This window comes from uncultured Anaerotruncus sp., assembly GCF_902490045.1.
Taxonomy (GTDB): domain Bacteria; phylum Bacillota; class Clostridia; order Oscillospirales; family Ruminococcaceae; genus Anaerotruncus.
Genome location: NZ_CABUCJ010000027.1, coordinates 1 through 25,956 on the forward strand (window position 1 = coordinate 1; position 25,956 = coordinate 25,956).

Sequence of the window (25,956 nt, forward strand, 5' to 3'; positions counted from 1 at the left end):
CCCGCCCGCCTGCGGCGAAAACGCCATGACGGGGATTCCAAGCGCGAGATAGCCCGCGTACTCCTCCGGGGTCATGCTCACGAGGGTCGGGTCGGGCCACGCGCCCGGCCTCACATAGGCGGCGCCCCACTGGATCTGGGACACCGTAAAGGGCGTTTTCCCGTTTTCGCGCGCGTAGGCGTTCGCTTCGGCGATGCGCGCGCAGGTCCAGTTGGAGGCGCCCAGCGCGCGGATTTTCCCCGCCTTCACATGCCGGTCCAGCGCGTCCATGATTTCCGAAACCGGCTTTTCCGGGTCGTCCCGGTGGAGGAAATAGATATCCACGCTGTCCACCTCCAGCTCGCGCAGGGAGGTTTCCAGGTCACTGTCGATGCAGGCGGGGTTCACCCGCTTTTGCGACGGGTCCTCCATCACATGGTGCGCACCCTTGGTGACAAGCACCACCCTGCCGCGCGTCCCGCGCGATTTGAGCCACCGCCCGATGATCGGCTCGCTGTTGGAATAGGACGCGTCGCGGGCCTCCGCGCGTCCGTAGATGCGCGCGGTGTCAATGACGTTCCCGCCCAGCTCCAGGTAGCGGTCCATCAGGGAAAACGCCCGTTCCTCGGGGATGCGCACCCCGAAATAATCGGTTCCGCGCGCAATTTTTGCAAGTTTCAGCGTGCCTCCGGCGGCCTCTACGTCCATGAATTTCATCCAAAGCCCTCCTTGTTCGTCCCCGTATTCATCCCTGCGCGGCAGGGAAATTCTTTATGGACATTATATCGAAATTCTGCCTTTTTTACAAGCGTGCGCAGGGATTTGACGCTGCCAAAGTCAGGCGGTTTCCCTTCCTCATTTTACATGCGCGTGTTTACAGGACGTTTACATCTGACTGCATTGAATTGCTCAAACTAAGGTGTTACAATAAGCTACAGAACTTCTGATACAGGTGATAGCATGAACGGCAACGATTTGATCCGTGTGATCTCCTTCAACCTCAAGCGGGATTTCGGCCTCCCGCTGCACCGCTCCCACAAGTGGTCGGAGCGGCGCGCCCTCGCCGCGCAGTACATCCGCGAGAGCGGCGCGACGATCATCGGCGTGCAGGAGCTGCTCCCGAACATGCGGGAGGACGTCAGCCGCCTGCTCGACGTCGATTACAGCGTCCTCGGCTTCGGGCGCTATTCGGGGATCCGTCCCCAAAGCGACGAGCACAGCGACATCATCATCAAAAACGACAGCGCCAGGGTGAACCTGATCAAAACCTTCTGGCTCTCCAAGGAGCCCGAGCGCCTCTCGCGCGCCTACTACGCCATTTTCCCACGCATCTGCACCGTCGCGGAGGTCTACCTCAAGGACCTCGGGCGTTCGATCCGCGTCTTCAACACCCACCTCGACCACATCTGCGGCGTCGCCCGCACGCTGGGCATCCGCGTCATCCTCGGCTATATGGAGCGCTTCAACGAGGAACGCGCGCTGCCCACCGTGCTGATGGGCGACTTCAATGCCAAGCCGGGCAGCCGCCCGGTCCGGATGCTCCACAGCCAGCTCGAGGAGTTCCCCGGCATCCACCTCACCGACGTCTACTCCCGGTTCGAACCGTCGGAGGTCCACAACACCCTCCACAACTTCAGCGGGCGGGTGAAGCCGGGTTCCCAGCCGATCGACTACATCTTCGTCTCCGACGAGTTTGAAATCGTCGAGAGCCATGTGGTCACCGACCCGATCGACGGCCGCTACCCGTCCGACCACTACCCGCTCGAGGCCACGCTCCGCCTGCGCGCCGAGGCGCGCACCTGTACCGCGTGACCGCGTCCATATAAAACGTCCATAAAAATAAAAAAACGTCCGTGGCGATTTGCCGCGGACGTTTTTCACCGGGAACCCTTACTTGCACTGAAAGGACAGGCAGTCGGTGCACTGGTCCATAGTCGGGTTCATCTCGTGGGTGCCGACGCGGATGCGGTCCAGCGCGCAGTAGTTGGAAGTCTCGCAGTGGTTCTGGCACTGGGTAACGGTGCATTCGATGCACTTGTTCGCTTTGCAGTTGTCCATGAAAAACGCCTCCTTAAATTCTCGCACGTGTTGCAAACGGGGACGTAACCCATCTTGTTACGTCCCGATTAGTATGTCCCGCGCGCGCGAAAATATCTATCTATCCGCACGCGCCGGCTGGAAAAAGGATCCGCCCCGGCCGAACGGCCGGGGCGGATTCCCGGGAAAGTCAGTTTGCGTTTTTCAGACGCAGCCGCAGCTTGTCGGCGATCATTGCGACGAATTCGCTGTTCGTCGGCTTGCCGCGGCCGTTGTGGATCGTATAGCCAAAGTAGCTGTTGAGGGTGTCGACGTCACCGCGGTCCCATGCGACCTCGATCGCGTGGCGGATCGCGCGTTCCACGCGCGAGGCGGTGGTGCCGAACTTTTTGGCGACGGTGGGATAGAGCAGCTTTGTGACCGAGTTGATGATCTCCGGCGTCTGGACCGCCAGCATGATCGACTCCCGGACGTAGTGGTAGCCCTTGATGTGCGCCGGGACGCCGATCTGGTGGATGATCTCGGTGACCATGAGCTCGAGGTTCGGTTCCCCGCCGGCCGCGTGTTCCGCGCCCGCGCCGATCGGCGCGGAGGAAACGCCCGCCAGCTTGACGATCCGCTCCACCATCACCTCCGGATCGAACGGCATCAGAAAGAAATAGCAGGCGCCGGCGGACATCAGTTCGTTTTCCAGCATCTGATTGCTGAAGGTCGAGGTGACCATAAAGCGCGGCTCATAGCCGAGCCCCATTTCCCTGACCGAATTCATGACCCCGATGGCATCGAGCCTCGGCATGAACACGTCCATCAATACCACCTTGGGGCGGGTTTCCCCGATCAGCTGCGCGACGGCCAGTCCGTCTTTGGGTGCGACCACCGTGTCGAATCCGTAGGTTTTCAGGAGAGACGCGCATTTCACGCAATAATCTCCGCCACCCTCCACGATTAGCACTTTTGTCTGATCCTTCACTTACTAATACGCCTCCATGTCCTCCCGTTTCCCTGATAAGATATTATCACTTTTTGGAAATTATGACAACCGTTTTCCCGTAAGTTAGACGAAGAAATCCACGCCCGAAATTGTTAAAAGTTTGTTGAATATCCCGGTGTCATTCCCGCCCTCTTTCGACGGATGCCGACATCTTTTCCATATTTTCCGCAAAAATTCCGTAACCTCGAGTCGGATCGTTGACGAAAACATGCGTCACGGCGCCCGCCAGCTTGCCGTTTTGCAGGATTGGGCTGCCACTCATTCCCTGCACAATTCCGCCGGTTTTTGCCAGAAGCTCTGAATCGACCACGCGGATTACCATATTTTTGGTCGGATTATTTTCCCCAATACTGACTTTTTCGATGTTTATCGCGTATTCCTTCGGCCCGCTGTCGTCAAGGGTGCAGCGGATCGTCGCGGGACCCTCGACCACCTCGTAGCGGAGCGCCAGCGGCACCGGGTCTCCCCCCGCGGAAGGCTGTCCGCCGGTTCCGAAGATCCCCACCTGCGAATTGATCAGCAGTTCGCCCGTCCGGGAGCCGGTGAAGCTGCCGCGCAGTTCGCCGGGCGCGCCGCTCTCGCCCTTGTGCACGCCGGTGATGCTCACGTCGACGATCTCGCCCGAGTGCAGCGGCATGATACTGCCCGTGTCCACGTCGCAGATCGCGTGCCCCAGCCCCGCAAACACGTCGCTCGACGGATTATAATAGGTGAGGGTGCCGATGCCCGCGGACGAATCGCGCACCCAGATGCCGGCGCGGTAGCTGCCGTCGTCGCTTTTGACCGGAGTCATGCTGCAGGAGAGCTCCTGCCCGCTGCGCCGGAATTCGATGCTGACCGGCCTGCCGCCGCTGGCCGTCACGACCGCGCCGACGTCCTCGTTCGTCTGCACCGCGCGGCCGTCCATCGCGGTGATGATGTCTCCCACCTTGACGCCCGCCTCCTTGGCGGGGTTGCGGCTTTCGCCGCCGCAGGGAATGTCGCTCATGCCGACGACGATGACGCCCTCGGTGAACATCTTGATACCAAACGGCGTGCCGCCCGGGACCACCATCGAACGGTCAACCACCTGGACCTGGACCTGCTTGATCTCGACGCCGTAAGGCAGCTTGAGGTCCACATGATAGCTGTTGCCCGCGGTGGAGTAGGCCTCGACGGGCAGGCTGTCGCCCGCGGATTCCGTCGTGATGGGCAGCGTGGAATTGATCGTGAGGGTCTCGCCCGCCGCCACATAGTAGTGGTCGGGCAGGACCGCCTGTGTATAGAGCGCGAGCGACTGTACGGCAACGACCGCCAGGCAGAGCGCCCCCGCGAATTTCTGTATCAGCTTTCTCATTGGAATATCCCCCTGTATTCATCAAATTCAAAAAAGAAATTTCACGCTTTTACTGTTCCACCGGATAATCTGAATATTGCGGGGAATAACTTCAATGATTTTTGGGAGCAAAAAATTTTTGAGCCCGAGCGCCCGCGCCGCCGCGCGCCCTGATTTTGCCTGCGCGCGGTGGCAAAAAGTTCCGGGTTCTGCTATACTGGATCTGGATGGAACGCCGCCGGTTTTTTGAAAAAACGGCGGCGGAAAGGACGGATGGAAATGCGGGTGGCAATCATCGGATCGCGGGAACTCCGCGGATACAGCCTGGACGAGCTCATCTCCCACATCCCGCAGAACGCCTCCGAACTGGTGAGCGGCGGCGCGGCGGGCGTGGATGCGCTGGCCGAGCAGGCCGCCGGGCGGCTCGGGCTGCCGATCCGCGTCTTCCGGCCCGACTACGGGCGGGACGGGCGCTTCGCGCCGCTCGTGCGCAACAGCGAGATCGTCGGATACGCCGACCTTGTGCTCGCCTTCTGGGACGGACGGTCGCACGGCACCGCGGACACGCTTCGCAAATGCGTCGACACGGGCACGCCCTTCCGGATCATCCACATCCCATAATTTCCATTTTTTCGATAAAATTTTTTTAAAAAAGTCATATGTCGGTAACAGTATATAAAAGTCGAGCTGATTCTCTAACGAGCACCGGCCCGGCTTTTTCTTTGAAACGGGCGCTTATCTGTTACCAGAGCCCGTCCGGTCGATCTCGCAGGAGACCGCCACGTTGTACCCGCAGGAGGCGAGCGCCTCCCCCCAGTTCTCCCGGTGCGCCTCGTAAAAGGCGGGGTACCGCTGGCGCATCAGGCGGGAAAGCCCGAGCAGGTCGTACCCGCGGCGCAGGGAGGAGGCCACCATCTCCTCGATCTCCGACCGGATTTCGATCTCCTGGAGGGCGCAGACGTACCGGCGCGTCCGGTCGTCAAAGCCGCCCGAGACGAGGCGGCTTTCCAGCGCGGTGCTGCGCACCTCCAGCCGGATGTCGAAGACGGGGACCTCCCCCGACATCTCGACGGTGATCTTTGCCTTCTGCCGGTGGGTTACCGCGGCGACCTCGCCGAGCTGGCCGTCCCCCACCGAAAGGACGCACGCCTTCGCACGGTTCTGGGTCCACTCGAGCCCGCGCGCCGCCGCCGGGCTGATGGCGGCGGACATCCGGTCCCCTACGAAAACCGCCGCGCCGCCGAGCGAGAGCTTTTTTTCCGGCGTCTCCTCCTCCTGCCGCGCCTCGGAGCCCGCCCCGCTTTCGTCCTGAGAGGCCTCCGACGACGCTTCGTTCGCGGGCGCCTCGTCGGGGGCGCCGTAGCGCAGCAGCGTAACCGCGCCCGCGATGTTCTCGGCGTTCGCCGCGCCCATCAAATCCTTGAGGCGGCTGGGCGGCGAAAAGCCTCCCTTGCCCGCGCTTTCGAGCACGTCAGCCAGACCCTCCGCCGAGAGGGCGGGGTCCTTTTCGCCAGCGCGGATGAGTTCCCCCGCCTCCCCCTCCGCCACCGCGACAAGGGTCGCCGGGGAAATCTGATGGTTGGAGTTGAAGAACCCGAGCGGCCCCTCCACTCCCGCGCGCGCGGCCTCCTGCCCGAGCACGATCACCCGGACGCTGTCCAGGAAGAGCTGCCTCCCCTGTGTCGCGGAGGCGCGGGCGAGCAGTTCGGTGATCGTCGCGCCCGTCTCCTCGACCAGCACGGTCCGGGCGTCCTCGGGCGACTGGTTCGCGCCCGCCGTCGTGCCGACCGCCTCGCGCACCTGCATCGTCGCGCGGTAGCCGCCCTCCTCCGCGAGGTCGATGCCGATCGCCTGCACGACCCCGCGTTCGTTGAGCCGCACGCTCGGGACGCACCCGGCCAGCAGCAGCAAAGTTGCGCAAATCGCCGCGATCCGTCTCATTGCGCGGCCTCCTTTCCATCTTCCGCAGGGCTTTTCGCACGCGGGAAGCAGAGGGTTACAAGCGGCGCCGCGACCGCCAGCAGCAGGAGCGGCACGCCGCTTTCCCACGCCGGGCCGGACGCCTCCCACAGCGGCGCCGCGGCAAGCGCGGCGGCCCCCGCCGCGAGAGCGCAGAGCGCGGAGGCTCCGCCCATCCGCACTTTGGGGAAAAGCCGCCGCAGGCAGGTGCAGCCGCAGTAGAGCCATGCGGTGGCGCGCAGGAAGGCGGTAAAAATCCACACGGCGATGTGCACAAGGTCCATCCGCCCGAAGACCGACAGGTTCGCGACTGCCGCCGCGGTTTGCAGCGGGAAGAGGCGGGTGCCCGCGTAGTCCCCGAGCGCCGTCACGACGAAAAAGCAGAGCACCCACCACACCGCCGCGGTGAGCACCACCCACCAGAAGCCGGTCTTCCCGCTTCCGCCGCGCACCCGCGGGAAGAGCAGCAGGAAAAGCAGGATGTCCGCGTTGCCGGCCACGCCGCGAAGCGTCCCCGCGGCAAGCGCGGCGGGCTCCAAAAAGGGGCTCGCAAGGTTCGCGAGGTCGACCTCGGGCAGCAGCGCGAAGAGCAGGAGCGCCCCCGCCGCCATCGACACCGCGAAAAAGAAGCCGCCCGCGCGGGAGAACGCCTCCAGCCCGAGAGACGCGGCGTAGGCGGCCGCCAGCAGAAAGATGAGGACGAACACCCACTGCTTCGCGTTCTGGTAGACGGTGCTCACGAGGAAAAAGCTGAAATGCCCGGCCGTCGACGCGGCCATATAGACGCAGAAGAGTCCGCAGGCGGCGGTGAGCGCCGCGCCGAACGGCCTGCCGACCCGCCAGAAGGCGGTGAGCATATCGCCGCCCGCCCTCCGCCGGAGCAGGAAGAAGGGCAGCAGCAAAAGCAGCGCGCCGGCCGCCGCGAGCGGGACTGCCGCCAGCGCCGCCGGCCCGGAGAGGTTCTTTTCGGAGCGGGAGGTGTAGGTGAAGAGGACGAAGAGCCTGCAGAGCAGGAGCAGCATGACGAGCTGCGCCGGGGAGATGTCGCGCGGGCGGCTACCGATCATTTCCGGTTCCCTCCCCTCGGATGTCGCTGCCCGCCAGGTCCTGCACCCGCAGGTCCTCCTTGGCCAGCGTGCGCCACCCCCAGCGGAAGAGCACGTCCCGCATCGGGTAGAGGGAGAAGGGGGTGGCGGGCGAGGTCGCGGGGACGCCGAGCGGGTTCACGGCGCAGAGGTTGACGACCACGGCGCACAGCGCCAGCACGACGCCGAACACGCCCGACAGCCCGCCGATCAGGATAAAGGCGAAGCGCAGCACGGTCACCGGCTCATAGAGGCTCGGCACCACGAACGAGCTGATCGCGGTGACGGCGACGACGATGACCATCGGCGCGCCGATGATGCCCGCGCTGACCGCCGCGTCGCCGATGACGAGCGCGCCGACGATGCTCACCGCGTGGCCGACCGCCTGCGGCATCCGTAGCCCCGCCTCCCGCACGATCTCATAGATGAAAAAGACGGCGAGCGCCTCGAACATCAGCGGGAAGGGGGTCGTCTCCTCGCTGACGACGAGGCTCGTCAGGATCGTCGCGGGCAGCAGCTCGGGGTGGAAGGAGCCGACCGCGACATAGAACCCCGGCAGCAGGATGGAGAGGGCGAAGGCCGCGTATTTGAGCCAGCGGATAAAGGTGGCGAAATAGGGCCGGTGGGAGTAGTCGTCGAGGCTCTGGAAGTTTTCGGCAAAGAGGTAGGGCACGATGAGCGCGTAGGGGGTGCCGTCGACGAGCAGGCCGACGCGCCCCTCCGCGACCTTGGCGCAGAGGGTGTCGGGGCGCTCGGTCACCCCCACGCCTGAAAAGAGGGAGAGCGGCTTCGAGTCGAGGAAGGGCTGGAGGTAGCCGCTCTCGAGCACCACGTCGATCTTCACCTTGGAGAGCCGGTATTTCACCTCGCGCAGCAGCTCGTCCGACACCGCCCCGCGCAGGTAGACGAGGGTGCAGTCGGTTCGGCTCTTGTCCCCGAAGACGGTCATCTCAAAGACCAGGTCGGGGGATTTGAACCGCCGCCGCAGCAGCGACATGTTGGGGCGCAGCATCTCGGAAAAGCCCTCGCGGGAGCCGCGCACGTTGGTCTCCCCCGCCGGTTCGCCGACCGAGCGGCCGGAGAAGCCCTGGATGCCGAAGACCGAACCGCCCGCGACCCCGTCGATGAGCAGCACGACAAAGCCGGACATCATAAACCGGAAGAGCTCGCCGAAGGTGTGGATCTCCTTCTGGTCGGGTGCGAGCAGCGACTGGTGGCGTACCCAGTCGAGCACAGCCTCGGGGCCGGGATTTTCAAGCTTCAGGCGGGTGAGCGGTTCGGCGAACATCTCCGAAAAGGTCTGGGTGTCCACCATACCCTCGCACATCAGCACGGCGCAGGGCACGCCGCACACCCGCACCTCATGGATGATGAGGTCGCCGGAGTCGGTGAACATCGCGCGCACCCCGATCAGGTTGTCGAGCAGCACGCCGCCCAGCCTTTTGTCCGCGCCCCCGTCCGGACGGGGCGGCGCGTAGGCGGGCGGCGGAGCGAACAGCCCCTTCAGATAACGGATGACTCCCATTCCCATTCCTCCCGTTTTACAGTTTGATACAGCGTTAGTATTGCCAGCAAAGCGCCGGGAATATCCATTTGCTTTCCGGCCAGACTAAGAATCAGTAAAATCGATGGAGGTTCGATGGCTTTTGTATATTGTATTCATCCGCGTGCTGATCATCTATGCGCTGATCATCCTGAGCCTTCGGCTGATGGGCAAACGGCAGATCGGCCAGCTCCAGCCCTCCGAGCTGGTCGTCACCATCCTGGTCTCCAACATCGCGACAATGGCGATCGAGGACATCAACGTGCCGCTGATCGGCGGCATCATCCCCATCCTCACGCTGGTTTCCTTCGACGTTCTCATCTCCGCGCTGACCCTGCGCTTTAAAAAGATGCGCCGCATCGTCTCGGGCACGCCGCGCGTCATCATCCGCGACGGCAGGATCGACCAGAAGCAGCTCAAGGAGCTGCGCTTCACGATCGACGACATGATGGAGGAACTGCGCGGCAAGGATATCTTCGACGTGCGCGACGTGGCGTTCGCGATCGTTGAAACGACCGGCACCCTCTCGGTCTACCCCAAATTCAACGCCCAGCCCGCCACCGCCGGGATGCTGGGGCTCCAGGCTCCTCCCGGCGCGGACGCACCCCCCGTCGTGCTCATCGCGGACGGGGTCGTGGTCGACAGCGCGCTCGGCTACTGCAACCTCAAATATGAATGGCTGGAAAAAACGATCACCGACAACGGCTACACCACCCGGGACATCTTCCTGATGACCTGCAACCGGCAGGCCGACTATCTGATCGTGCCCAAAGCGCAGCTCAAGGAGCAAAAGGAGGATGCGTCATGAAACGGGTTGTCGCCGTCTGCGTCATCATCGCGCTGATCCTTACGGCAAGCACGATGGCGCTCATGCACCTGCTGCGCGTTTCGGACGAGATGGAGGCGTCCCTCTCCGCCATCGCGGACGCCATCGACCGGGACGACATGCCCCGCGCCGCGCAGCTCACAAACGCCTTCCTAGATCAGTGGGAGCGCAGCGAAACGGTCATGACGCGCTATATCCACCACGACGAGCTCGACACGATCACCGGCATCGTGGCGCGCCTGCCCATGCTCGCGAAGTATGGCGAAACCGCCGAATACGCGGCGGAGGTGGCGCGCCTGCGCCACCTGATCTCCCATATCCGCGACGCGGAGGTCCCCACGCTGCCGAATATCTTTTAGCGCGGGAGCAAAAAAAAGAGGACCCATCCGGTTATCCGGATGGGTCCTCTTTTTTGTCGGGTTATTTTTCCCCGTCGCGGGAGCTCAGCAGGGTCTGGAGCTCCTTCATGAAGGAGTCGATGTCCTTGAACTGCCGGTAGACCGACGCGAAGCGCACATAGGCGACCTCGTCGATGCCGCGCAGCTTCTCCATGGCGAGCTCGCCGATCTTGTAGGAGGGGACCTCCTTTTCCAGCGAGTTGCGCAGCGTCATCTCGATATCCCGCACCGCCTCCTCGAGCACGTCGAGCGGCACCGGGCGCTTTTCGCAGGCGCGCACCATGCCGCCCAGCACCTTTCCGGCGTCGAACTCCTCCCGCGACTTGTCCTTTTTGATGACGATCAGCGGGGTGGTCTCGATGACCTCATAGGTGGTGAACCGCCTCCCGCACTTGATGCACTCGCGGCGGCGGCGGATGCGCTCCGACTCGTCGGTCGGCCGGGAATCGATGACTTTGCTCTCGACATAACCGCAGTATGGACACTTCACAGGACCATCTCCCTCATTCTGTTGGGGCGCTCGTTTATACTGTCTGTATTACCCGTATCATAACACAAATCGCCCGGCAAAACAAGGAATTTCAACCATTTTCCGCGCGGATCGCCGCAAGAATCCGTGCATAACTGTCATCGAGCTCCGAATAGCCGCCGTAGCTGTCCCTGTAGAGCTCAAGCATCACGCCGCCGTCGAAGCCGTACCCGCGCACCCTCCCGAGCAGCGCGGCAAGGTCGAGCTCCCCCGTCCCGAGCGGCAGGCAGTCGCCGCGCGCGCCGTGGTCGCTCACATGCAGGTGGACCAGACCCTCCCCCATCGCGTCGGCCATCTCGGCGGGCGAACAGCCCGCGCGGACGCACTGCTTGATGTCGAGTACGAATTTTGCGCCGGGCAGCGCGGCGCGCATTTCGGTGAAGAAGTCGGGGCAGAAGCCCGCGCAGCGCGGGACGTTCTCCTGCGCGACGGTGACCCCCATCCGCCTGCCCGCCTCGCACAGCTCCGCAAAGCGGTCGAAGTAGAACCGGCGGGAGCGGGCGGTGTTCCTGCGGTCGCCGTGAAAGACGAAGAGCTTCGCGCCCAGCAGGTTGGCGGCGTGAAAATACCGCTGGTAAAAGGCGATCCCGTCCGCGAAGCGGCGGCGATAGTCGGAAAAGAAGAGCAGCGGCTCGAGCCCCGAGGTGAACGGGTGCACCGAGAGAATGCGGGTGCCGCCGCCGTCCGCCACCCGGCGCAGCTCACGCAGATAGCCGTCTTCCAGCTCGCTCGCGGCGTTGAAGAAGACCTCCGCCGCCTGCGCGCCCAGGCCCGCGATATAGGAAAGCCCGCGCTCGGTGAGCTCGGGATAGAAGCACGCGGTGGATATTCCGGCCAGCATCGGCTTTCCCCCTTCCGCCCCGCGGGGCAATCGTTTTTTCCATGATATGCGCGCCGGGCGCGCGCCGTCAAAATGGAGACGGGCCGCCGGCGGTGCCGGCGGCCCTGGAAATGCCACAGACTTATTTGTTCGCGAGCTTGCGCTCCTGCCAGAGCGACCAGAGGGAGCCGGAAATAAACATCGAGGAGAAGAATCCGGCGAACATGCCCACCAGCAGCGGGAAGGAGAAGGTCAGGATCGAGCCGACGTTGTACACGAGCGACATGACGCACACGCAGCCGACCGCGATGACGGTCGAAACGGTGGTGTTGATCGAACGGGACATCGACTGGTTGACCGAGATGTTGACCAGATCCTTGTAGGAGGTCTTGACCGGCAGCAACCTGCGGTTTTCGCGGATGCGGTCGTAGACGATGATCGTGTTGTTGATCGAATAGCCCAGGATGGTCAGCATGACCGCGATGAAGCTGTCGTTGAGCGGGAAGCCGCAGACGACGAACGCGCCGTAGGCGATGATCAGGTCGTGGACGAGCGCGGCCACCGCGATGACGCCCGCCGACCAGCCGTTCATCTTACGGAATCGGAAAGCAATATAGATGATCATCAGGATGGAGGCCACGGCGACCGCGACGATCGATTTGAACAGGAAGTCCCGTCCGATCGACGGGTCGACGTTGCTGATGCTGGCGGTCTGCACGTTCGCGCCGGGGAACTTCTCGTTGAGCGCCGTGTTGACCGCGATCTGCTGATCCGGCGTGACGCCCGACTTGGAGTTGAGGGTGATCACATAGTTGGCCGCGCCGGTGCTGACGTCGTTTTGCTCGCGCAGCGTGACCTTCTGTCCCAGCGCGTTTTCGATGGTGCCCTGGAACTCGCCCTTGTCAAGGTCGCCGTCAAACGAGTAGGTGACGATCGTGCCGCCGCTGAACTGGATGTCCAGCTTCACGCCGGGGAAGAAGGAGGCCAGGATGGCAATGACAATCAGGACAATCGAAATTGTGAACCAAATCTTTCTGCGTCCGACAATATCAATCTGTTTCATTATTTGTCACCTCCATACAGCCACGCCTTTTTAAAGGGCTTGAATTTGGAGATCGACTTGAGCATCAGGCGGGAAGCGGTGACGCCCATGATGAAGTTGAAGATGACGCCGACGATCAGCGTATAGCCGAAGGAGTAGATCGCGCCGGTGGCGGAAGCGCCGAACCAGCGGAAGATGGGGCTGAAGATGGTGCCGAAGATCGAACTCGGCGGTCCGAACGCGCCCATCAGGATGATGGCGACGAGCACCATCGTGATGTTGCCGTCGAAGATGGCCGCGAAGGTGCGCTGGAAGCCCGAATCGATCGCGCCGTCCAGGGTCTTGCCGTTGCGGAGTTCCTCCTTGATGCGCTCGGAGGTGATGACGTTCGCGTCGACGCCCATGCCGATCGAGAGGATGATACCGGCGATGCCGGGCAGCGTGAGCGTGAAGGAGGGGAACGGCGCGAAGAAGCCGGTGAGGCAGGCGATCATGCCCGCCACCTGGCCGACCAGCGCGATCGTGGCGACCACGCCGCTCATGCGGTACATCGCGATGATGAAGAGCGCCACGAGGATGAAGGCGATCACGCCCGCGGTGACCATCGCGTCACGCGCGCCGAGGCCGAGCGTCGGGGAGATCGAGGAGAAGTTTTCGGTCTCGAGCTTGAAGGGCAGCGCGCCCGCGTTGATCTTTTCAGCGAGATCCTGCGCGCCGCTGACGTCGAAGCCGCCCGAAATGGTGGCCACGCCGTTGGGGATCTGGGTCTTGACGGTCGCCGAGCTGATGCGGTTCTCATCCATCCAGATGGAGATCGGCTGCCCGACCAGGCGGCCGGTCGCCTCGGAGAAGAGCTGGGCGCCCTCGGCGTTGAGGTTCAATTCGACCATCGGCTCGTTGGTCTGGGAGTTGAGGACGGCGCGCGCCGAAGTGACGTGCTTGCCCTCGATGACCACGGGACCGGTGTACGCGTTGCCCTCGCGGAAGGTCAGCAGCGCGGTCTCACCGAGCTCCTTGACCGCCTGCTCCGGGTTGAAGTCCGACTCGCCCTGCTTCCAGGGGAAACGGACGATGATGCGGTCCTTGCTGTCGTCCACATAGGTCTCATAGTCGGTGATGTTCTTGGAGACCATACGGACCTTGATAATCGATTCCGCGGCCGCCATCTCCTCGGGAGTGGCGTCATAGCCCGCGGGCGGGGTAAATGTGACGTCCACGCCGCCGCGGATGTCGATGCCCCAGCGGATATCGTCCACACCCTTGATATAGGTGTGGGTGTTATCCCCATAGGTGGTCGACACGCCGAAGAACGACAGCGCGGTAAACGCGGCGATCAATATCAGAACGACAAAGAACACCGGTTTTCCAACCTTTTTCATCTGCTTGTCCTCCTTGCAAAACCACAACTGCAAAAACAGCCGGCAGCCGCAGTGCGGCTGCCCGTGGTCTTCCTCTGGCCTTTCCGGCCGTCCGCGCGGCGGCCCGGACAACTTCACGCCGCGCATCCTCCGCGGCCTGAAACTGCCCGCCCCGCCGGGCTTTCCCCCGGGTTTTCGGCCATGCCAAACATCCGCCGGGACGCGCCCGGCCGCAATGCGGCACTTTTTTAATTATATTGGATATGAAAGGAAAAGTCAATCGGTTTTTGCCGCGCGGGCGCGGTTTATACCGAAAGCTGCGCCCGCTCGCCGAGCAGGCCGCTGTTCGCCTCGAGCACCGGGCGCACCACGTCCCGCAGGTATTCCTCCACCTGCTCGGCGCTGCGGCCGGTGAAGCGGGCCGGGTCGAGGATCGCGTCGACCTCCTCCCTCTTCAGCCCAAACGCCGGATCGGCGCAGACGCGCTCGATCAGGTCGTTGTCGCCGCCCTCCTCCTTGACGTGCCGCGCGGCCGCCATCGAGTGCTCCCGCAGCCGCTCGTGCAGCTCCTGCCGGTCGCCGCCGCGGCGCACCGCGTCCATCATGATGTTTTCGGTCGCCATGAAGGGGAGCTCCTTCATAACCCGCTGGCGCACCACCTTGGGATAGACGACCAGCCCGTCGCAGACGTTGAGCATGATCCCCAAAATCGCGTCGGCGGCGAGGAACGCCTCCGCCACGGCGACCCGCTTGTTGGCGCTGTCGTCGAGGGTGCGCTCGAACCACTGGGTCGCGGCGGTGAACGCCGGGTTGAGCGAGTCGGTCATCAAATAGCGCGCGAGCGCGGTGATCCGCTCGCTGCGCATCGGGTTGCGCTTGTAGGGCATCGCCGACGAGCCGATCTGGTGGGCCTCGAACGGCTCCTCCATCTCCTTGAAGTTCTGGAGGATGCGCAGGTCGTTGGAGAATTTGCTCGCGCTCTGGGCGATGCCCGCGAGGACGTTCACGACCATGCTGTCCACCTTGCGCGAGTAGGTCTGCCCCGAGACAGGCACGACCGCGTCAAAGCCCATCTCCCGCGCGATGTCCTCCTCGACCGCCCGGATCTTCGCGCTGTCCCCGTCGAAAAGCTCGACAAAGCTCGCCTGGGTGCCGGTGGTGCCCTTGCTGCCCAGCAGCTTTAAGGAGGCGATGCGGTGCTCGAGCTCCTCATAGTCGAGCATGAGCTCGTTGAGCCAGAGGGTCGCGCGCTTGCCGACGGTGGTGAGCTGCGCGGGCTGCAAATGGGTGTAGGCGAGCGCGGGCATCTCCTTGTAGCGGTCCGCGAAATCCGCCAGCAGGGAAACGACGTTCAGGAGCTTGCGGCGGATAATCCGCAGCCCCTCCCGCATGATGACGACGTCGGTGTTGTCGCCGACGTAGCAGCTCGTCGCGCCCAGGTGGATGATCCCCTTGGCCGAGGGGCACTGGACCCCGTAGGCGTAGACGTGGCTCATCACGTCATGGCGGACCTCCTTCTCCCGCGCCTCGGCGACGTCGTAGTTGACGTCGTCCGCGTGGGCCTCCAGCTCGGCAATCTGCGCGTCGGTGATCGGGAGGCCCTGCCTCTGCTCCGCCTTCGCCAGAGCGATCCACAGCCTCCTCCAGGTTTTAAACTTGTGGTCAGCGGAAAAAACATACTGCATTTCGTCGCTTGCGTAACGGGTACAAAACGGGCTTTCATATCTGTCGTGGGCCATCTGTGTCCTTCCTCTCCGGTTTCTGATTCCGTCCCTGCCGGGATGATGCAATGTGTTTAGTATAACACAGGGCGGGCAATTGAAACAATTGCCCGCCCGCATTTTCTGTAAATTTCTGCCCTTTTACGCGGCCAGCAGCTTTTCCACCGCCGCGAGCTGCACGCTGATGCAGAGCAGCTCGACCGCCTGTTCGAGCTCGGCGACGGTCGGGTAGGTCGGCGCGACGCGGATGTTGCGGTCGCGCGGGTCCCTCCTGTAGGGATAGGTGGCGCCTGCGCCGGTCAGCACGACCCCCGCCTCCCTGCAGAGCTGCACGACCCTCTTCGCGCAGCCGTCCATCACGTCGAGCGAGATGAAATAGCCGCCGTTGGGCGCGAGCCATTCGGCGATCCCCTTGCCCGCGAGCTCCCGGTCGAACGCGTCGAGCACCGCCGCGAACTTGGGCCGCAGGAGCTCCGCCTGCTTATCCATGTGACGCATGACGCCGTCGAGACTGCCGAAGTAACGCGCGTGGCGCAGCATGTTGAGCTTGTCGAAGCCGATCGTCTGGAAGGAGAGCAGCTCCTTCATCCGCTTCATGACGCCCTCCGCGCAGGCGAACACCGCGATGCCCGCGCCCGCGTAGGAGATCTTCGAGGTGGAGGCGAAGATCATCACCCGGTCGGGGTCGCCCGCCTTTTTGCACTCGTCGAGGATGTTGAGCAGCGTGTCCCGGCGGTCGGGATAGAGGTCGTGGACCGCGTAGGCGTTATCCCACATGATCATGAAGTCGTCCGCGGCGGTCTTCATCCGCGCGAACCGGCGCACCGTCTCGTCGGAATAGGTGACGCCCTGCGGGTTGGAATATTTCGGCACGCACCAGATGCCTTTGACCGACGGGTCGGAGCCTGCCAGGCGCTCGACCGTGTCCATGTCCGGGCCGTCGGGGGTCATCTCGATCGGGATCATTTCGATGCCGTAGAGCTCGGTAATTGCAAAATGGCGGTCGTAGCCAGGCGCCGGGCAGAGGAACTTCACCCTGTCGAGGTACCGCCACGGCTTCGCGCCCGGGCGCACGCCGAGCAGCATCATCTTGCCGATCGCGTCGTACATGACCGACAGGCTCGAGTTTCCGCAGACAAAAAGCTCCTCCGGCGCGACGCCGAGCATGTCGCAGAAAATTTTCTTGCACTCTGGGATGCCGTCGAAGTCGCCGTAGTTGCGGCAGTCCGCGCCGTCCTCCGCCCTGACGGACGATTTGGAGGTCACCGTGTCAAGCAGCCCGGAAACGAGGTCGAACTGGTCGGCGGCCGGCTTGCCGCGCGACATGTCGAGCTTCAGCCCCTTCGCCCTGAACGCCTCGTACCGCCCGAGCAGCTCCTCGTGCAGCGTCCCAAGCTCCTCCCGGGAAAGCTCCGCATATCCTGACATCACCGCTACCTCCTGCGCCTCGCGGGAAACCCCGCGTTCATTTGCCATCATCGTCAAAACACCCGCCTATATCATATGTAATGAAAAGTTTGTCATACGCCCGCGCGGCCTTCCCGCCGTTTGGGCCCTACGCTATAGTATATGCCAACTTCGCCCATTTTGCAAGATGAAATTTTGAATCCTGCAAAATTCATGATTCCGCACCAAAACAGGCCCCCAGAATCAGGGGAAATCTGGTCGATCGGCACAGGATTTTCCGGACGGACTGCATCGATTTCCGCATCCGGGCGCAGAAAAAATCCGCCGCGGGCCTGCGCTCGCGGCGGATCCATGTTCTTTTTAGTACTCTGCGGAGCCGGTCGTGCGCGGGAAGGGCAGCACGTCGCGGATGTTGGACACGCCGGTGATATACATGATGAGCCGCTCGAAGCCGAGGCCGTAGCCCGCGTGCTTCGTGCCGCCGAACCGGCGCAGGTCGAGGTACCAGCTGTAGTCCTCCTCGCGGAGGCCGAGCTCCTTCATGCGGGAGAGCAGCACGTCGAGCCGCTCCTCACGCTGGCTGCCGCCGATGATCTCGCCGATGCCCGGCACGAGCAGGTCGACCGCCGCGACCGTCTTCCCGTCGTCGTTGAGGCGCATGTAGAACGCCTTGATCTCCTTGGGGTAGTCGGTGACGAACACCGGGCGCTTCATGACCTCCTCGGTGAGGTAGCGCTCATGCTCGGTCTGCAGGTCGCAGCCCCAGTAAACGGGGTACTGGAAGCGGTCCTTGACCTTTTCCAGCAGCCCGATCGCCTCGGTGTAGGTGACGCGGCCGAAGTCGGACGCGACGATCCCCTCGAGCCGCTCGATGAGTCCCTTGTCGTAGAAGCTGTTGAAGAAGGCCATCTCCTGCGGGCACTGCTCCAGCACATAGGAGAGGACGTATTTGATCATCTCCTCGGCAAGCTCCATGTTGTCCGCGAGGTCGGCGAACGCGATCTCCGGCTCGATCATCCAGAACTCCGCCGCGTGACGGGGGGTGTTGGAATTCTCGGCGCGGAAGGTCGGGCCGAAGGTGTAGATCTTGCCGAACGCCATCGCCATGCACTCGCCCTCGAGCTGGCCGGAGACGGTCAGGCTCGTCTGCTTGCCGAAAAAGTCCTGCGAATAGTCGACCCTGCCGTCCTCGGTGAGGGGCGGATTCTTCGGGTCGAGGGTGGTCACGCGGAACATCTCCCCCGCGCCCTCACAGTCGCTGCCGGTGATGAGGGGGGTGTGCGCGTAGACGAAGCCGCGCTCGTTGAAGAATTTATGGATTGCGAACGCCGCCACCGAGCGCACCCGGAATACCGCCTCAAAGGTGTTGGTGCGGGGGCGCAGGTGGGCGATCGAACGGAGGAATTCGAGCGAATGGCGCTTCTTCTGGAGGGGGTAGTCGGGCGTGGAAAGGCCCTCCACCTCCACCGATTCCGCGTGGATTTCCAACGGCTGCTTGGCCTCGGGAGTCAGCACCACCCGTCCATGCACGGTGATCGCGCTGCCGACGTTGAGCTTCACGATCTCGGCAAAGTTTGAAAGCCGTCCCTGCTCGAGGATGACCTGCAAATTCTTGAAGGCGGAGCCGTCGTTGAGCTCGATAAAGCCGATCGCCTTGGAATCCCGGATGGTACGCACCCATCCGCAGACGGTCACTTCGGCGTCGCCAAAATCCTGCGGCGCGCGAAACAGCTGGGTAATCTCTGTCCGTTTCACAATACTACCTCTTTCCAGTTGATGTTCACCCCATTAATATACCACAGGATGCCCCGGATTTGCAATATATAACCAAACCGCCCGGAATCGCCCTCCTCAGAGGAACCACTCGGGTTCCCGGCGCGCGCCGAATTTTTTGGCGAACGGCTTTTCTGCCACCGAAAGCATGAGGCCGTTTACCCTGCGCGCCCCCGCCGGGCAGACCTTGACGCACCGCATACAGGAGATGCAGAGGCTGTTGTCCGTCCTGGCAGGGTTGTCGGACAAAATCGCCCCGGCGGGGCAGTTTTTCGCGCACACGCCGCATTTGACGCATTTTTTGTCCGCCTGCGGCTTGAGCGGCACGCCGGAAAACTCCCGGTAGGGCCGGTTCCCCTTGACGCTGAGCGGGCCGAACGCCTCCGGTCCCTCCGCCCGGGAGAGCTTTTCCCTCACCTGCGCGGCGAAGGTCCGGACCGCCTCCAGATCCGCCGCGTCGGGACGGCCGCGCGCGACCGAATGGAAGATCGAATGTTCGGCGAGGAAGGCCCCCGCCCCCGCCGGGCGAAAGCCGTTTTCCCCCGCAATGTCGCAGAGCTCGAGCAGCGCGTCGTCGTAGTCCCGGTTGCCGTAGACCGCGACGAGCAGCGCGGGGGTCCCCTCCCCCTTCAGCCGCGCGAACCGCTCTGCCGCGGGCGCGGGAATCCGCCCGCCGTAGACGGGCGCGGCAAAGAGGACGAGCTCGTCCGGACCGAACCGCTCCTCCTCCGCGTCCGCGCAGGTCAGATCGACGATGCGCGCGCCGGGCACAAGCGCCCCGGCCAGGGGCTTCGCGACCGCCGCCGTCGTGCCCGTGGGGCTGAAAATGAACGCCGTCAATTTCGTGATCTCCATCATATGCACCTCCGATGCTTTCTTTACGGCCTCTGCGGGTCCTCCGCTCTTTCCAGTTTCTCTATGCCAGCCGCGCCGCGCAGAGCTTCCCCGCCGCCGCACCCGCGAGGCAGAAAGTCATGCTCAGCAGGACATTTGCCGCCGCCATCCACGGCCGGCCTGCTTGAAAAAGGTTCACCGTCTCGAGGCTGAAGGTGGAAAAGGTCGTGAAGCCGCCCATGATCCCCGTCGTCAAAAAAAGGCGCAGCCGATCCCGGTCGGGGCAGGCCCGCGCGAAAAGCTCCGAGAGGAGCCCGATCAGAAACGCGCCGAGCAGGTTGACCATGAAGGTTCCGAGCGGAAAGCCCCGGCTATCGAGCCTCGCCGCCGCCAGCGAGACGAGGTAACGCGCCGACGCGCCGAAAAAGCCGCCGCATCCGACGGCCAAAATATTTTTCATGGCAGCCATTCCTTCTTTCTGTCCTCCACACTTGGGAGGATAGACGTTCGCGCACCTGCCCTCCGAATGGAGGGCAGGTGCGCGCAAAGGGCTCCCCGCCGGGGTGGGGCCCACGGGGAGGGGCGGCCCGCCCCTCCCCGTGAGGCGCATCGAGCGGGCGTCGCGCGAAGCGCGCTCCGGCGCGCCGCGAAGGCGGCGCGCCGGGCAGTCCCGCGAGTAGGGGCGCTTTGGTCGGGATGCCAAAGCGCCATGCGCCCCTCAGCCGGGAGGCCAGGTCATGTCGCGGCCCGCCAGCACGTGGAAGTGCAGGTGCCCGACCGTCTGGCCCGCCTTGGGGCCGCAGTTGGTGACGACGCGGTAGTCGTCGCCCGCGCCGAGCTCGGCGGCGATCTTCGCGATCACCGCGAAGATATGCCCGACGAGGGGCGCGTTCTCTTCGGTGATCCGGTTCGCGCCGGTGATGTGCTCCTTGGGGATCACGAGGAAGTGCACCGGCGCCTTGGGGTCGATGTCGTGGAACGCGTAGCAGCGCTCGTCCTCATAGATTTTCCTGCTGGGGATTTCGCCCGCGATGATCTTACAGAAGATGCAGTCGCTCATGGTGAGCCCTCCTTCCCGTATGGTGCGTGTGTTTTATCCGACCAGCCTGCCCACGATGGAGGTCAGCTGGGCCATCGCCTCGTCGACGCGGAAGATCTCCGACGTGCCGCCCTGCGCGCTGTCGGGGCGGCCGCCGCCGCTGCCGCCGCAGAGGGCGGCGAGGTCCTTGACGATCTTGCCGGCGTGCGCGCCCTTCTCGACAGCCGCTTTGCCGCAGACCACGAGGATGGACGCCTTGCCGTCGTTGGTGGTGGAGAAGGCGCAAACGATATCAGGCACCTTGTCGCGCACCCGGTCGCCCATCGTGCGCAGCGCCTCGATCTTCGCACCGGTCAGCGCGACCGACGCGACCCGCACGCCGCCGACGACCTGCGAATTTTCCAGTACGCCGCCGAGCTGCATCTCCGCGAGCTTGCCCTCCGCGGTCTCCAGCTTGCGGCGCAGCTCCTTCGCCTCTGCCGTCATCGCCTCAAGGCGCGCGGGCAGCTCCGCGGGGCTCGACTTGACGGCCGCCGCCGCCTGCTCGAGCAGCGCCTCCTGCTCGCCGAAGTGGCGCAGCAGGTTTTTGCCGGTGACCGCCTCGATGCGGCGCACGCCCGCCGCGACGGAGGACTCCTTCACGATCTTGAAGAGCCCGACCAGCGCGGTGTTTTCCAGATGGGTGCCGCCGCAGAACTCGGTCGACTCGCCCGGGATGTCGCACACGCGCACGACGTCGCCGTATTTCTCCCCGAAGAGCGCCATCGCGCCCAGCTTCTTGGCCTCCTCGATCGGCATCTCCTCGACGTGCACGTCGACCGCCGCGAGGATCATCCGGTTGACGATCTCCTCGACCTTTTTGAGCTCCTCCGGCGTGACGGCGGAGAAGTGGCTGAAGTCGAACCGGCAGACGCTGTCGTCATAGAAGGCGCCCGCCTGGTGCACATGGTCGCCCAGCACCTGGCGCAGCGCGGCCTGCAGCAGGTGGCAGGCGGTGTGGTTGCGCATGATGTCGCGGCGGCGGTCGATATTGATGACCGCGGTCACCGTGTCGCCCACGGCGAGGGTTCCGACCGTCAGCTCTCCCACGTGGACGAAATGCCCGCCCTTGGACTTTTTGCAGTCGTAGACGTTGAAGGCGCTGCCGCCGGCCTTGAGGAAGCCGCTGTCGCCCGCCTGGCCGCCGCTCTCGGCGTAGAAGGGGGTCACGTCGAGGACGACCGAGCCCATCTCGCCGTCGTGCAGTTCACTGACGCGCCGGTTGTCCTTTATGAGCGCGACGATCTTCGCCTCGGCGGTATTCTCGGTGTAGCCGACGAACCTGCCCGGCGCGCCGAGGTCCGCGAGCACGTCCTCCTCCCAGCCGAGGTCACCGAGCGCGGCGCGCGCCTCGCGGGCGCGCTGCTTCTGCGCCTGCATCTGGCGGTCGAACTCCGCCTCGTCCAGTTCGATGTGCCGCTCGGAAAGGATTTCGCGGATGAGGTCGACGGGGAAGCCGTAGGTGTCGTAGAGCTTGAAGGCGTCCGCGCCCTTCATGACCTTCCGGTCCATCTGGGAATCGATCCTGTCGATGATGCTGCCAAGCAGCTCCATGCCCTGGTCGATCGTGCGGGCGAACCGCTCCTCCTCGACCTTGATGACCTTGATGATGTAATCCTTGTGCTCGACCAGCTCGGGATAGGCGTTCGCGTTCTCCCCGATGACCGTCTCACAGACCTTGTAGAGGAAGGGCTCGTTGATGCCGAGCAGGCGGCCGTGGCGCGCCGCGCGGCGCAGCAGGCGGCGCAGCACGTAGCCGCGGCCCTCGTTCTGCGGGAGGATGCCGTCGCTCACCATGAAGGTGGTGGAGCGGATGTGGTCGGTGATGACGCGCAGCGACACATCGGTTTTGGCGTCCTTGTGGTATTCGACGTTCGCGATGCGCGCGACGTGCTTCAGGATGTTCTGCACCGTGTCGACCTCGAAGAGGTTGTCCACCCCCTGCATGATGCAGGCGAGGCGCTCGAGGCCCATGCCGGTGTCGATGTTCGGGTGCTCCATCTTCTCATAGTGGCCCTCGCCGTCGCCGTTGAACTGGGAAAAGACGAGGTTCCAGAATTCGACGTAGCGGTCGCAGTCGCAGCCGGGCGCGCAGCCGGGCTTGCCGCAGCCGTACTGCTCGCCGCGGTCGAAATAGATCTCCGAGCAGGGGCCGCAGGGGCCGGAGCCGATCTCCCAGAAGTTGTCCTCCTTGCCCAACCGCACGATGCGCGCCGGGTCGACGCCGACCTCCCTGGTCCAGATCTCCTCCGCCTCGTCGTCGTCCTGATAGACCGACACCCAGATGCGGTCGACCGGCAGATCGAGCTCCTTTGTGATGAACTCCCACGCCCACGCGCACGCCTCGTGCTTGAAGTAGTCGCCGAAGGAGAAGTTGCCCAGCATCTCAAAATAGGTGCCGTGGCGGGAGGTCTTGCCGACGTTTTCGATGTCGGGGGTGCGGATGCACTTCTGGCAGGTCGTCACCCGGTGGCGCGGCGGCTCCTCGATGCCGAGGAACCACTTTTTCATCGGGGCCATGCCCGAGTTGATGAGCAGCAGGCTCGCCTCGTCGGCGGACGGCATCAGCGGGAAGCTCGGCAGCCGCAGATGCCCCTTGCTCTCAAAAAAGCCGAGGAATTTTTCGCGCAGTTCGTTGAGTCCGGTCCATTCCATTGTTTTCAATCGCTCCTTTAACCTTTTCCGGCGGAAATACAAAAAGATGCTCTTCGCCCCAGAAGTTGGGACGAAAAGCATCTGCCTTCCGCGGTACCACCCAAATTGCGCGGGAAACTCCCGCGCCGCTCGCTGCGGTTAACGCCCGCCTGCGTCCGGCTCGTCGCCGGAAGGCTCCGGGGCGGCGCCCGCTTCCTCCGCGGCGCGCTTCCACCAGCCGCGCGCCTCTCTGTGCCGGAATCCACGGATTGACCCCATCCTCGCCGTTGCCTCTTTGTAGTATACCCTTCCGCGCGCCCGATGTCAACCGCAAAAACGCGCGGAAAGCGGGTTTACGCGGCCTGTCCGCGCGGGGCGGGGCCCGGAGGCTCCTCCGTGAGCGCGGCCGACGCGGCGATCGCGTCGAACCCGGCGCGCTCCGACTCGAACGCGTCCTCCGGGCAGGTCATCACGGCCACCGCAAACCGCCCCGAGTAGCCGGAAAATTCGATCAGCGTGAAGTAGCAGGCGGTGTCCCCCGCCGTCAGCAGCACCGTCGTGAAGGAGTGGGTCCCGTCGGCGCGCTCCTCCTTTTTGCCCGGTTCCCCGACGTCCTCCAGCCGGGCGCGGAAGTCCTCCACATGGAAGTCGAGCGCCTCGGACGGCTCGAACGGCATCGCCGCGCCCTCGCGCGTGTAGGAGAACACCCCCGCCGAGAGCTCCCGCGCCTCGTCGCGGCAGACGAGGTCGAAGGCGCGGCTTTCGGCGTCCGCCGTCCAGCCCGCCGGGAATGTGAAGGTCATCCGCCCGTCCTCCGTCGCGAAAAGCGCGCCCCCCGCTCCCGCGGGCTCGGCGGCGCAGCCGCAGCAGACCAGCAGGGCCGCCAGCGCGGCCAGTCCCCGTCTCCCGTTCATCCGTCTCCTCCAAACCGTCGTCTATTCCCCGCCGTCCGGCTCCACCCGGTTGCCGAGGTATTTCCAGCTCCCGTCCTCCCCGGGCAGGACCATCAGGAAATACCGCCCCGACCAGTCGTCCGGGCGCACCCAGTCGACCTGGAGGGTCATGCTGCCGTCGGGGTTGTCGGTCCTGTCCGTGACCTCGAGGTCCCCGCCGATAAAGGTGCCGCTCCCCTGAAAATACTGCATCAGGTAGTCCCCCCTGTCCGGCCGGTAGTTGGGCAGCGCGCGCAGCTCCTCCGCGGTGACCGGGAAATATTCCGTCAGCAGCCCTTCCACGTCGGCGGCGGGCACCATGTAGGTGTCATAGGCGTCCTCCACCGCCTCATAGGTCTCGGAAAGCTCCTTCCCCACAGCGCGCGAGAGCGAGACGAAAACAAACTCCCACCACACGTCGCCGTGGTTTTCCGCGTCCCAGCCGCAGGTCAGCACGTTGCTGCGGTCCCCGGCGACGGGCGCGACATAGGTCCCGCACAGCCCCCAAAGCTCCTTGGGCAGCGGAACGATCCGCTCCTGCTCGGGGAACTCGTCCGGGGAGCGGGTCCATTCGAGCCATCCGTCCTCCCGGAATTTGACGGCGGACAGCGTCTCCACCGTGGTGGCATCCGCCGAAGGCGACGGGTCCCCGAACATCCATCTCCGGTATTCCCGGGAGAGCTTCCCGTCCTCCATCACCAGCCGGTGCTGTACGACCTCTTCGATGTCGACCCGGTACCAGGCGGTTTCGGCGTCCCCGCCGCGCCGGTAAGCCTCGCAGAAATCCGCGATCGCCTGCCAGCCCTCGATTCCGCGCTCACCGTTCCCATAGCCCCACAGCTTCGCGGGGACGCCCAGCGCCGTTGCCGCAGCGAGCAGCCGTTCCTGTTCCGCCTCGGGGATCGCCCCGGTCACCTTCCCATACTCCGCCGCGATCTCCCGGGCGACTGGGGCGGCGGCCTCCACCACCCGCGCGAATTCCCCGTCCGCAGGGAGGGCCGTCGTCTCCGAAGGCTCCTCCGCGGATGCGGCAGGTCCAGTGGAAACCGCAGGAGAGAGAAACGCGACCGCCGTCTCACCGCCCTCCGGGGCCCGGCCGCACGACGCCAGCACCAAACAGCAGAGCAGCGCGCACGCCGCGCGCGGGAATTTTCTCTTCATCATCATTTATCGCCTCCATACCATACCAAACCATCCGCGGTGGGAGAACGGGACAAATGCGCATAAAACTTCATGCGCCGTCAACTTTTCCCGGCATTGCGGCGCGCTCCGGGCGTACGGAATTTTGCCATGCAAAAGGGGCGGGCGGAGGGGTCTTTCGTTCAGGAGCTCGTCCCGAGCAGGCGCGCCTTGACGAGCGCGCGGGAAAGCGCGCTGGCAAGCGCCGCGGAGAACAGGATCTTGGCGGCGTCCATCGGGACAAAGGGCGCCACGCAGGCCGCCAGCGACGCCGCGAGCCCGGTGCGGGACACGAACATGAACCACGCGGTCCCCACCGCGTAGCAGAGCGCGAGCGCCGCCGCCATCGCGGCGCAGTATTTGAAGAAGCCGCGCCCCCACCGGCGGGTGACGGCCGAAACCACCAGCGCCATGAGCGGATAGGCGAAGAGGTAGCCCCCCGTGGGCCCGGCGAGCTTGTGCAGGCCGCCGGAAAAGTAGGAAAAGACCGGCGCGCCGGCCGCGCCGGCCAGCAGG

The 25,956-nt window shown here is 64.2% G+C and carries 25 protein-coding genes; 4 read left to right on the forward strand and 21 right to left on the reverse strand.

Annotated features, from left to right (window positions below; translation table 11 throughout):
* A partial coding sequence (locus RDM88_RS04730; protein WP_308753718.1) for an aldo/keto reductase occupies nucleotides 1–696 on the reverse strand: 696 nt, incomplete at its 3' end.
* A 243-nt stretch (nucleotides 697–939) separates the two neighbouring features.
* On the opposite strand from RDM88_RS04730, the gene RDM88_RS04735 reads away from it, so the two are divergent.
* The gene (locus RDM88_RS04735) at nucleotides 940–1,791 is read left to right on the forward strand and encodes an endonuclease/exonuclease/phosphatase family protein (protein ID WP_308753719.1); all 852 of its coding nucleotides are present in this window, start codon (nucleotides 940–942) and stop codon (nucleotides 1,789–1,791) included.
* 78 nt (nucleotides 1,792–1,869) lie between these two features.
* On the opposite strand, the gene RDM88_RS04740 is transcribed toward RDM88_RS04735, so the two are convergent.
* The 3 genes from RDM88_RS04740 to spoIVB all read right to left on the reverse strand — a co-directional run bounded on the left by RDM88_RS04740 (nucleotide 1,870) and on the right by spoIVB (nucleotide 4,343).
* Nucleotides 1,870–2,037, reverse strand: coding sequence for a DUF1540 domain-containing protein (locus tag RDM88_RS04740; RefSeq protein WP_308753720.1), 168 nt, complete (start codon nucleotides 2,035–2,037; stop codon nucleotides 1,870–1,872).
* 169 nt (nucleotides 2,038–2,206) lie between these two features.
* Complete coding sequence (gene spo0A / locus RDM88_RS04745) at nucleotides 2,207–2,986, reverse strand: sporulation transcription factor Spo0A (protein WP_308753721.1); 780 nt, start codon at nucleotides 2,984–2,986, stop codon at nucleotides 2,207–2,209.
* 139 nt (nucleotides 2,987–3,125) lie between these two features.
* Nucleotides 3,126–4,343: a SpoIVB peptidase gene (gene spoIVB / locus RDM88_RS04750; RefSeq protein ID WP_308753722.1), complete on the reverse strand. Its 1,218-nt coding sequence runs from the start codon at nucleotides 4,341–4,343 to the stop codon at nucleotides 3,126–3,128.
* 264 nt (nucleotides 4,344–4,607) lie between these two features.
* Between spoIVB and RDM88_RS04755 the strand changes: the two genes are divergently transcribed.
* Nucleotides 4,608–4,943 (forward strand): SLOG family protein, encoded by a 336-nt coding sequence (locus RDM88_RS04755; RefSeq protein WP_308753723.1) that lies wholly within the window; start codon nucleotides 4,608–4,610, stop codon nucleotides 4,941–4,943.
* A gap of 114 nt (nucleotides 4,944–5,057) precedes the next feature.
* On the opposite strand, the gene RDM88_RS04760 is transcribed toward RDM88_RS04755, so the two are convergent.
* The 3 genes from RDM88_RS04760 to RDM88_RS04770 are packed head-to-tail and all read right to left on the reverse strand — an operon-like array spanning nucleotide 5,058 to nucleotide 8,891.
* Nucleotides 5,058–6,263, reverse strand: coding sequence for a Ger(x)C family spore germination protein (locus tag RDM88_RS04760; protein ID WP_308753724.1), 1,206 nt, complete (start codon nucleotides 6,261–6,263; stop codon nucleotides 5,058–5,060).
* Nucleotides 6,260–7,348 carry a GerAB/ArcD/ProY family transporter gene (locus RDM88_RS04765; RefSeq protein ID WP_308753725.1) on the reverse strand — a complete coding sequence of 363 codons (1,089 nt, stop codon included), beginning with the start codon at nucleotides 7,346–7,348 and terminating at the stop codon, nucleotides 6,260–6,262. The genes RDM88_RS04760 and RDM88_RS04765 overlap by 4 nt, the downstream gene beginning before the upstream one ends.
* A complete protein-coding gene (locus RDM88_RS04770; RefSeq protein ID WP_308753726.1) occupies nucleotides 7,338–8,891 on the reverse strand; it encodes a spore germination protein in 1,554 nt (517 codons plus the stop codon). Before RDM88_RS04770 ends, RDM88_RS04765 begins: the two co-directional genes overlap by 11 nt.
* A 121-nt stretch (nucleotides 8,892–9,012) precedes the next feature.
* On the opposite strand from RDM88_RS04770, the gene RDM88_RS04775 reads away from it, so the two are divergent.
* On the forward strand, nucleotides 9,013–9,717 hold the full coding sequence (locus RDM88_RS04775; protein ID WP_308753727.1) for a DUF421 domain-containing protein: 705 nt from the start codon (nucleotides 9,013–9,015) through the stop codon (nucleotides 9,715–9,717).
* Nucleotides 9,714–10,094, forward strand: a complete 381-nt coding sequence (locus RDM88_RS04780; RefSeq protein ID WP_308753728.1) for a DUF4363 family protein — start codon at nucleotides 9,714–9,716, stop codon at nucleotides 10,092–10,094. Before RDM88_RS04775 ends, RDM88_RS04780 begins: the two co-directional genes overlap by 4 nt.
* 61 nt (nucleotides 10,095–10,155) lie before the next feature.
* Here the strand turns inward: RDM88_RS04780 and nrdR are convergent, their stop codons facing one another.
* The 14 genes from nrdR to RDM88_RS04850 form a co-directional block, all read right to left on the reverse strand.
* Entirely contained in the window at nucleotides 10,156–10,623 is a 468-nt protein-coding gene (gene nrdR / locus RDM88_RS04785) for a transcriptional regulator NrdR (RefSeq protein ID WP_308753729.1), read from the reverse strand.
* A 91-nt stretch (nucleotides 10,624–10,714) separates the two neighbouring features.
* Entirely contained in the window at nucleotides 10,715–11,503 is a 789-nt protein-coding gene (locus RDM88_RS04790) for a sugar phosphate isomerase/epimerase (RefSeq protein WP_308753730.1), read from the reverse strand.
* 121 nt (nucleotides 11,504–11,624) lie between these two features.
* Complete coding sequence (gene secF / locus RDM88_RS04795) at nucleotides 11,625–12,545, reverse strand: protein translocase subunit SecF (RefSeq protein ID WP_308753731.1); 921 nt, start codon at nucleotides 12,543–12,545, stop codon at nucleotides 11,625–11,627.
* Entirely contained in the window at nucleotides 12,545–13,903 is a 1,359-nt protein-coding gene (secD, locus tag RDM88_RS04800; protein WP_308753732.1) for a SecD/SecF family protein translocase subunit, read from the reverse strand. Before secD ends, secF begins: the two co-directional genes overlap by 1 nt.
* Before the next feature lie 284 nt (nucleotides 13,904–14,187).
* The gene (purB, locus tag RDM88_RS04805) at nucleotides 14,188–15,621 is read right to left on the reverse strand and encodes an adenylosuccinate lyase (RefSeq protein WP_308753733.1); all 1,434 of its coding nucleotides are present in this window, start codon (nucleotides 15,619–15,621) and stop codon (nucleotides 14,188–14,190) included.
* Between the two features lie 123 nt (nucleotides 15,622–15,744).
* On the reverse strand, nucleotides 15,745–17,031 hold the full coding sequence (locus tag RDM88_RS04810; protein ID WP_308753734.1) for an aminotransferase class I/II-fold pyridoxal phosphate-dependent enzyme: 1,287 nt from the start codon (nucleotides 17,029–17,031) through the stop codon (nucleotides 15,745–15,747).
* A 339-nt stretch (nucleotides 17,032–17,370) separates the two neighbouring features.
* Nucleotides 17,371–18,750, reverse strand: a complete 1,380-nt coding sequence (gene asnS, locus RDM88_RS04815; protein WP_374045413.1) for an asparagine--tRNA ligase — start codon at nucleotides 18,748–18,750, stop codon at nucleotides 17,371–17,373.
* 111 nt (nucleotides 18,751–18,861) lie between these two features.
* Nucleotides 18,862–19,638, reverse strand: a complete 777-nt coding sequence (locus RDM88_RS04820; protein WP_308753736.1) for a 4Fe-4S binding protein — start codon at nucleotides 19,636–19,638, stop codon at nucleotides 18,862–18,864.
* A 61-nt stretch (nucleotides 19,639–19,699) separates the two neighbouring features.
* Nucleotides 19,700–20,077 carry a fluoride efflux transporter CrcB gene (crcB, locus tag RDM88_RS04825; protein ID WP_308753737.1) on the reverse strand — a complete coding sequence of 126 codons (378 nt, stop codon included), beginning with the start codon at nucleotides 20,075–20,077 and terminating at the stop codon, nucleotides 19,700–19,702.
* A gap of 258 nt (nucleotides 20,078–20,335) precedes the next feature.
* The gene (locus RDM88_RS04830; RefSeq protein ID WP_308753738.1) at nucleotides 20,336–20,677 is read right to left on the reverse strand and encodes a histidine triad nucleotide-binding protein; all 342 of its coding nucleotides are present in this window, start codon (nucleotides 20,675–20,677) and stop codon (nucleotides 20,336–20,338) included.
* Between the two features lie 33 nt (nucleotides 20,678–20,710).
* Nucleotides 20,711–23,350, reverse strand: coding sequence for an alanine--tRNA ligase (gene alaS, locus RDM88_RS04835; RefSeq protein WP_308753739.1), 2,640 nt, complete (start codon nucleotides 23,348–23,350; stop codon nucleotides 20,711–20,713).
* A 332-nt stretch (nucleotides 23,351–23,682) separates the two neighbouring features.
* A complete protein-coding gene (locus RDM88_RS04840) occupies nucleotides 23,683–24,243 on the reverse strand; it encodes a hypothetical protein (protein WP_308753740.1) in 561 nt (186 codons plus the stop codon).
* Nucleotides 24,244–24,264: 21 nt separating this feature from the next.
* Entirely contained in the window at nucleotides 24,265–25,428 is a 1,164-nt protein-coding gene (locus RDM88_RS04845; RefSeq protein WP_308753741.1) for a DUF6070 family protein, read from the reverse strand.
* Between the two features lie 155 nt (nucleotides 25,429–25,583).
* Nucleotides 25,584–25,956: biotin transporter BioY (locus tag RDM88_RS04850; RefSeq protein ID WP_308753742.1), on the reverse strand; the 373-nt coding region annotated here is incomplete at its 5' end.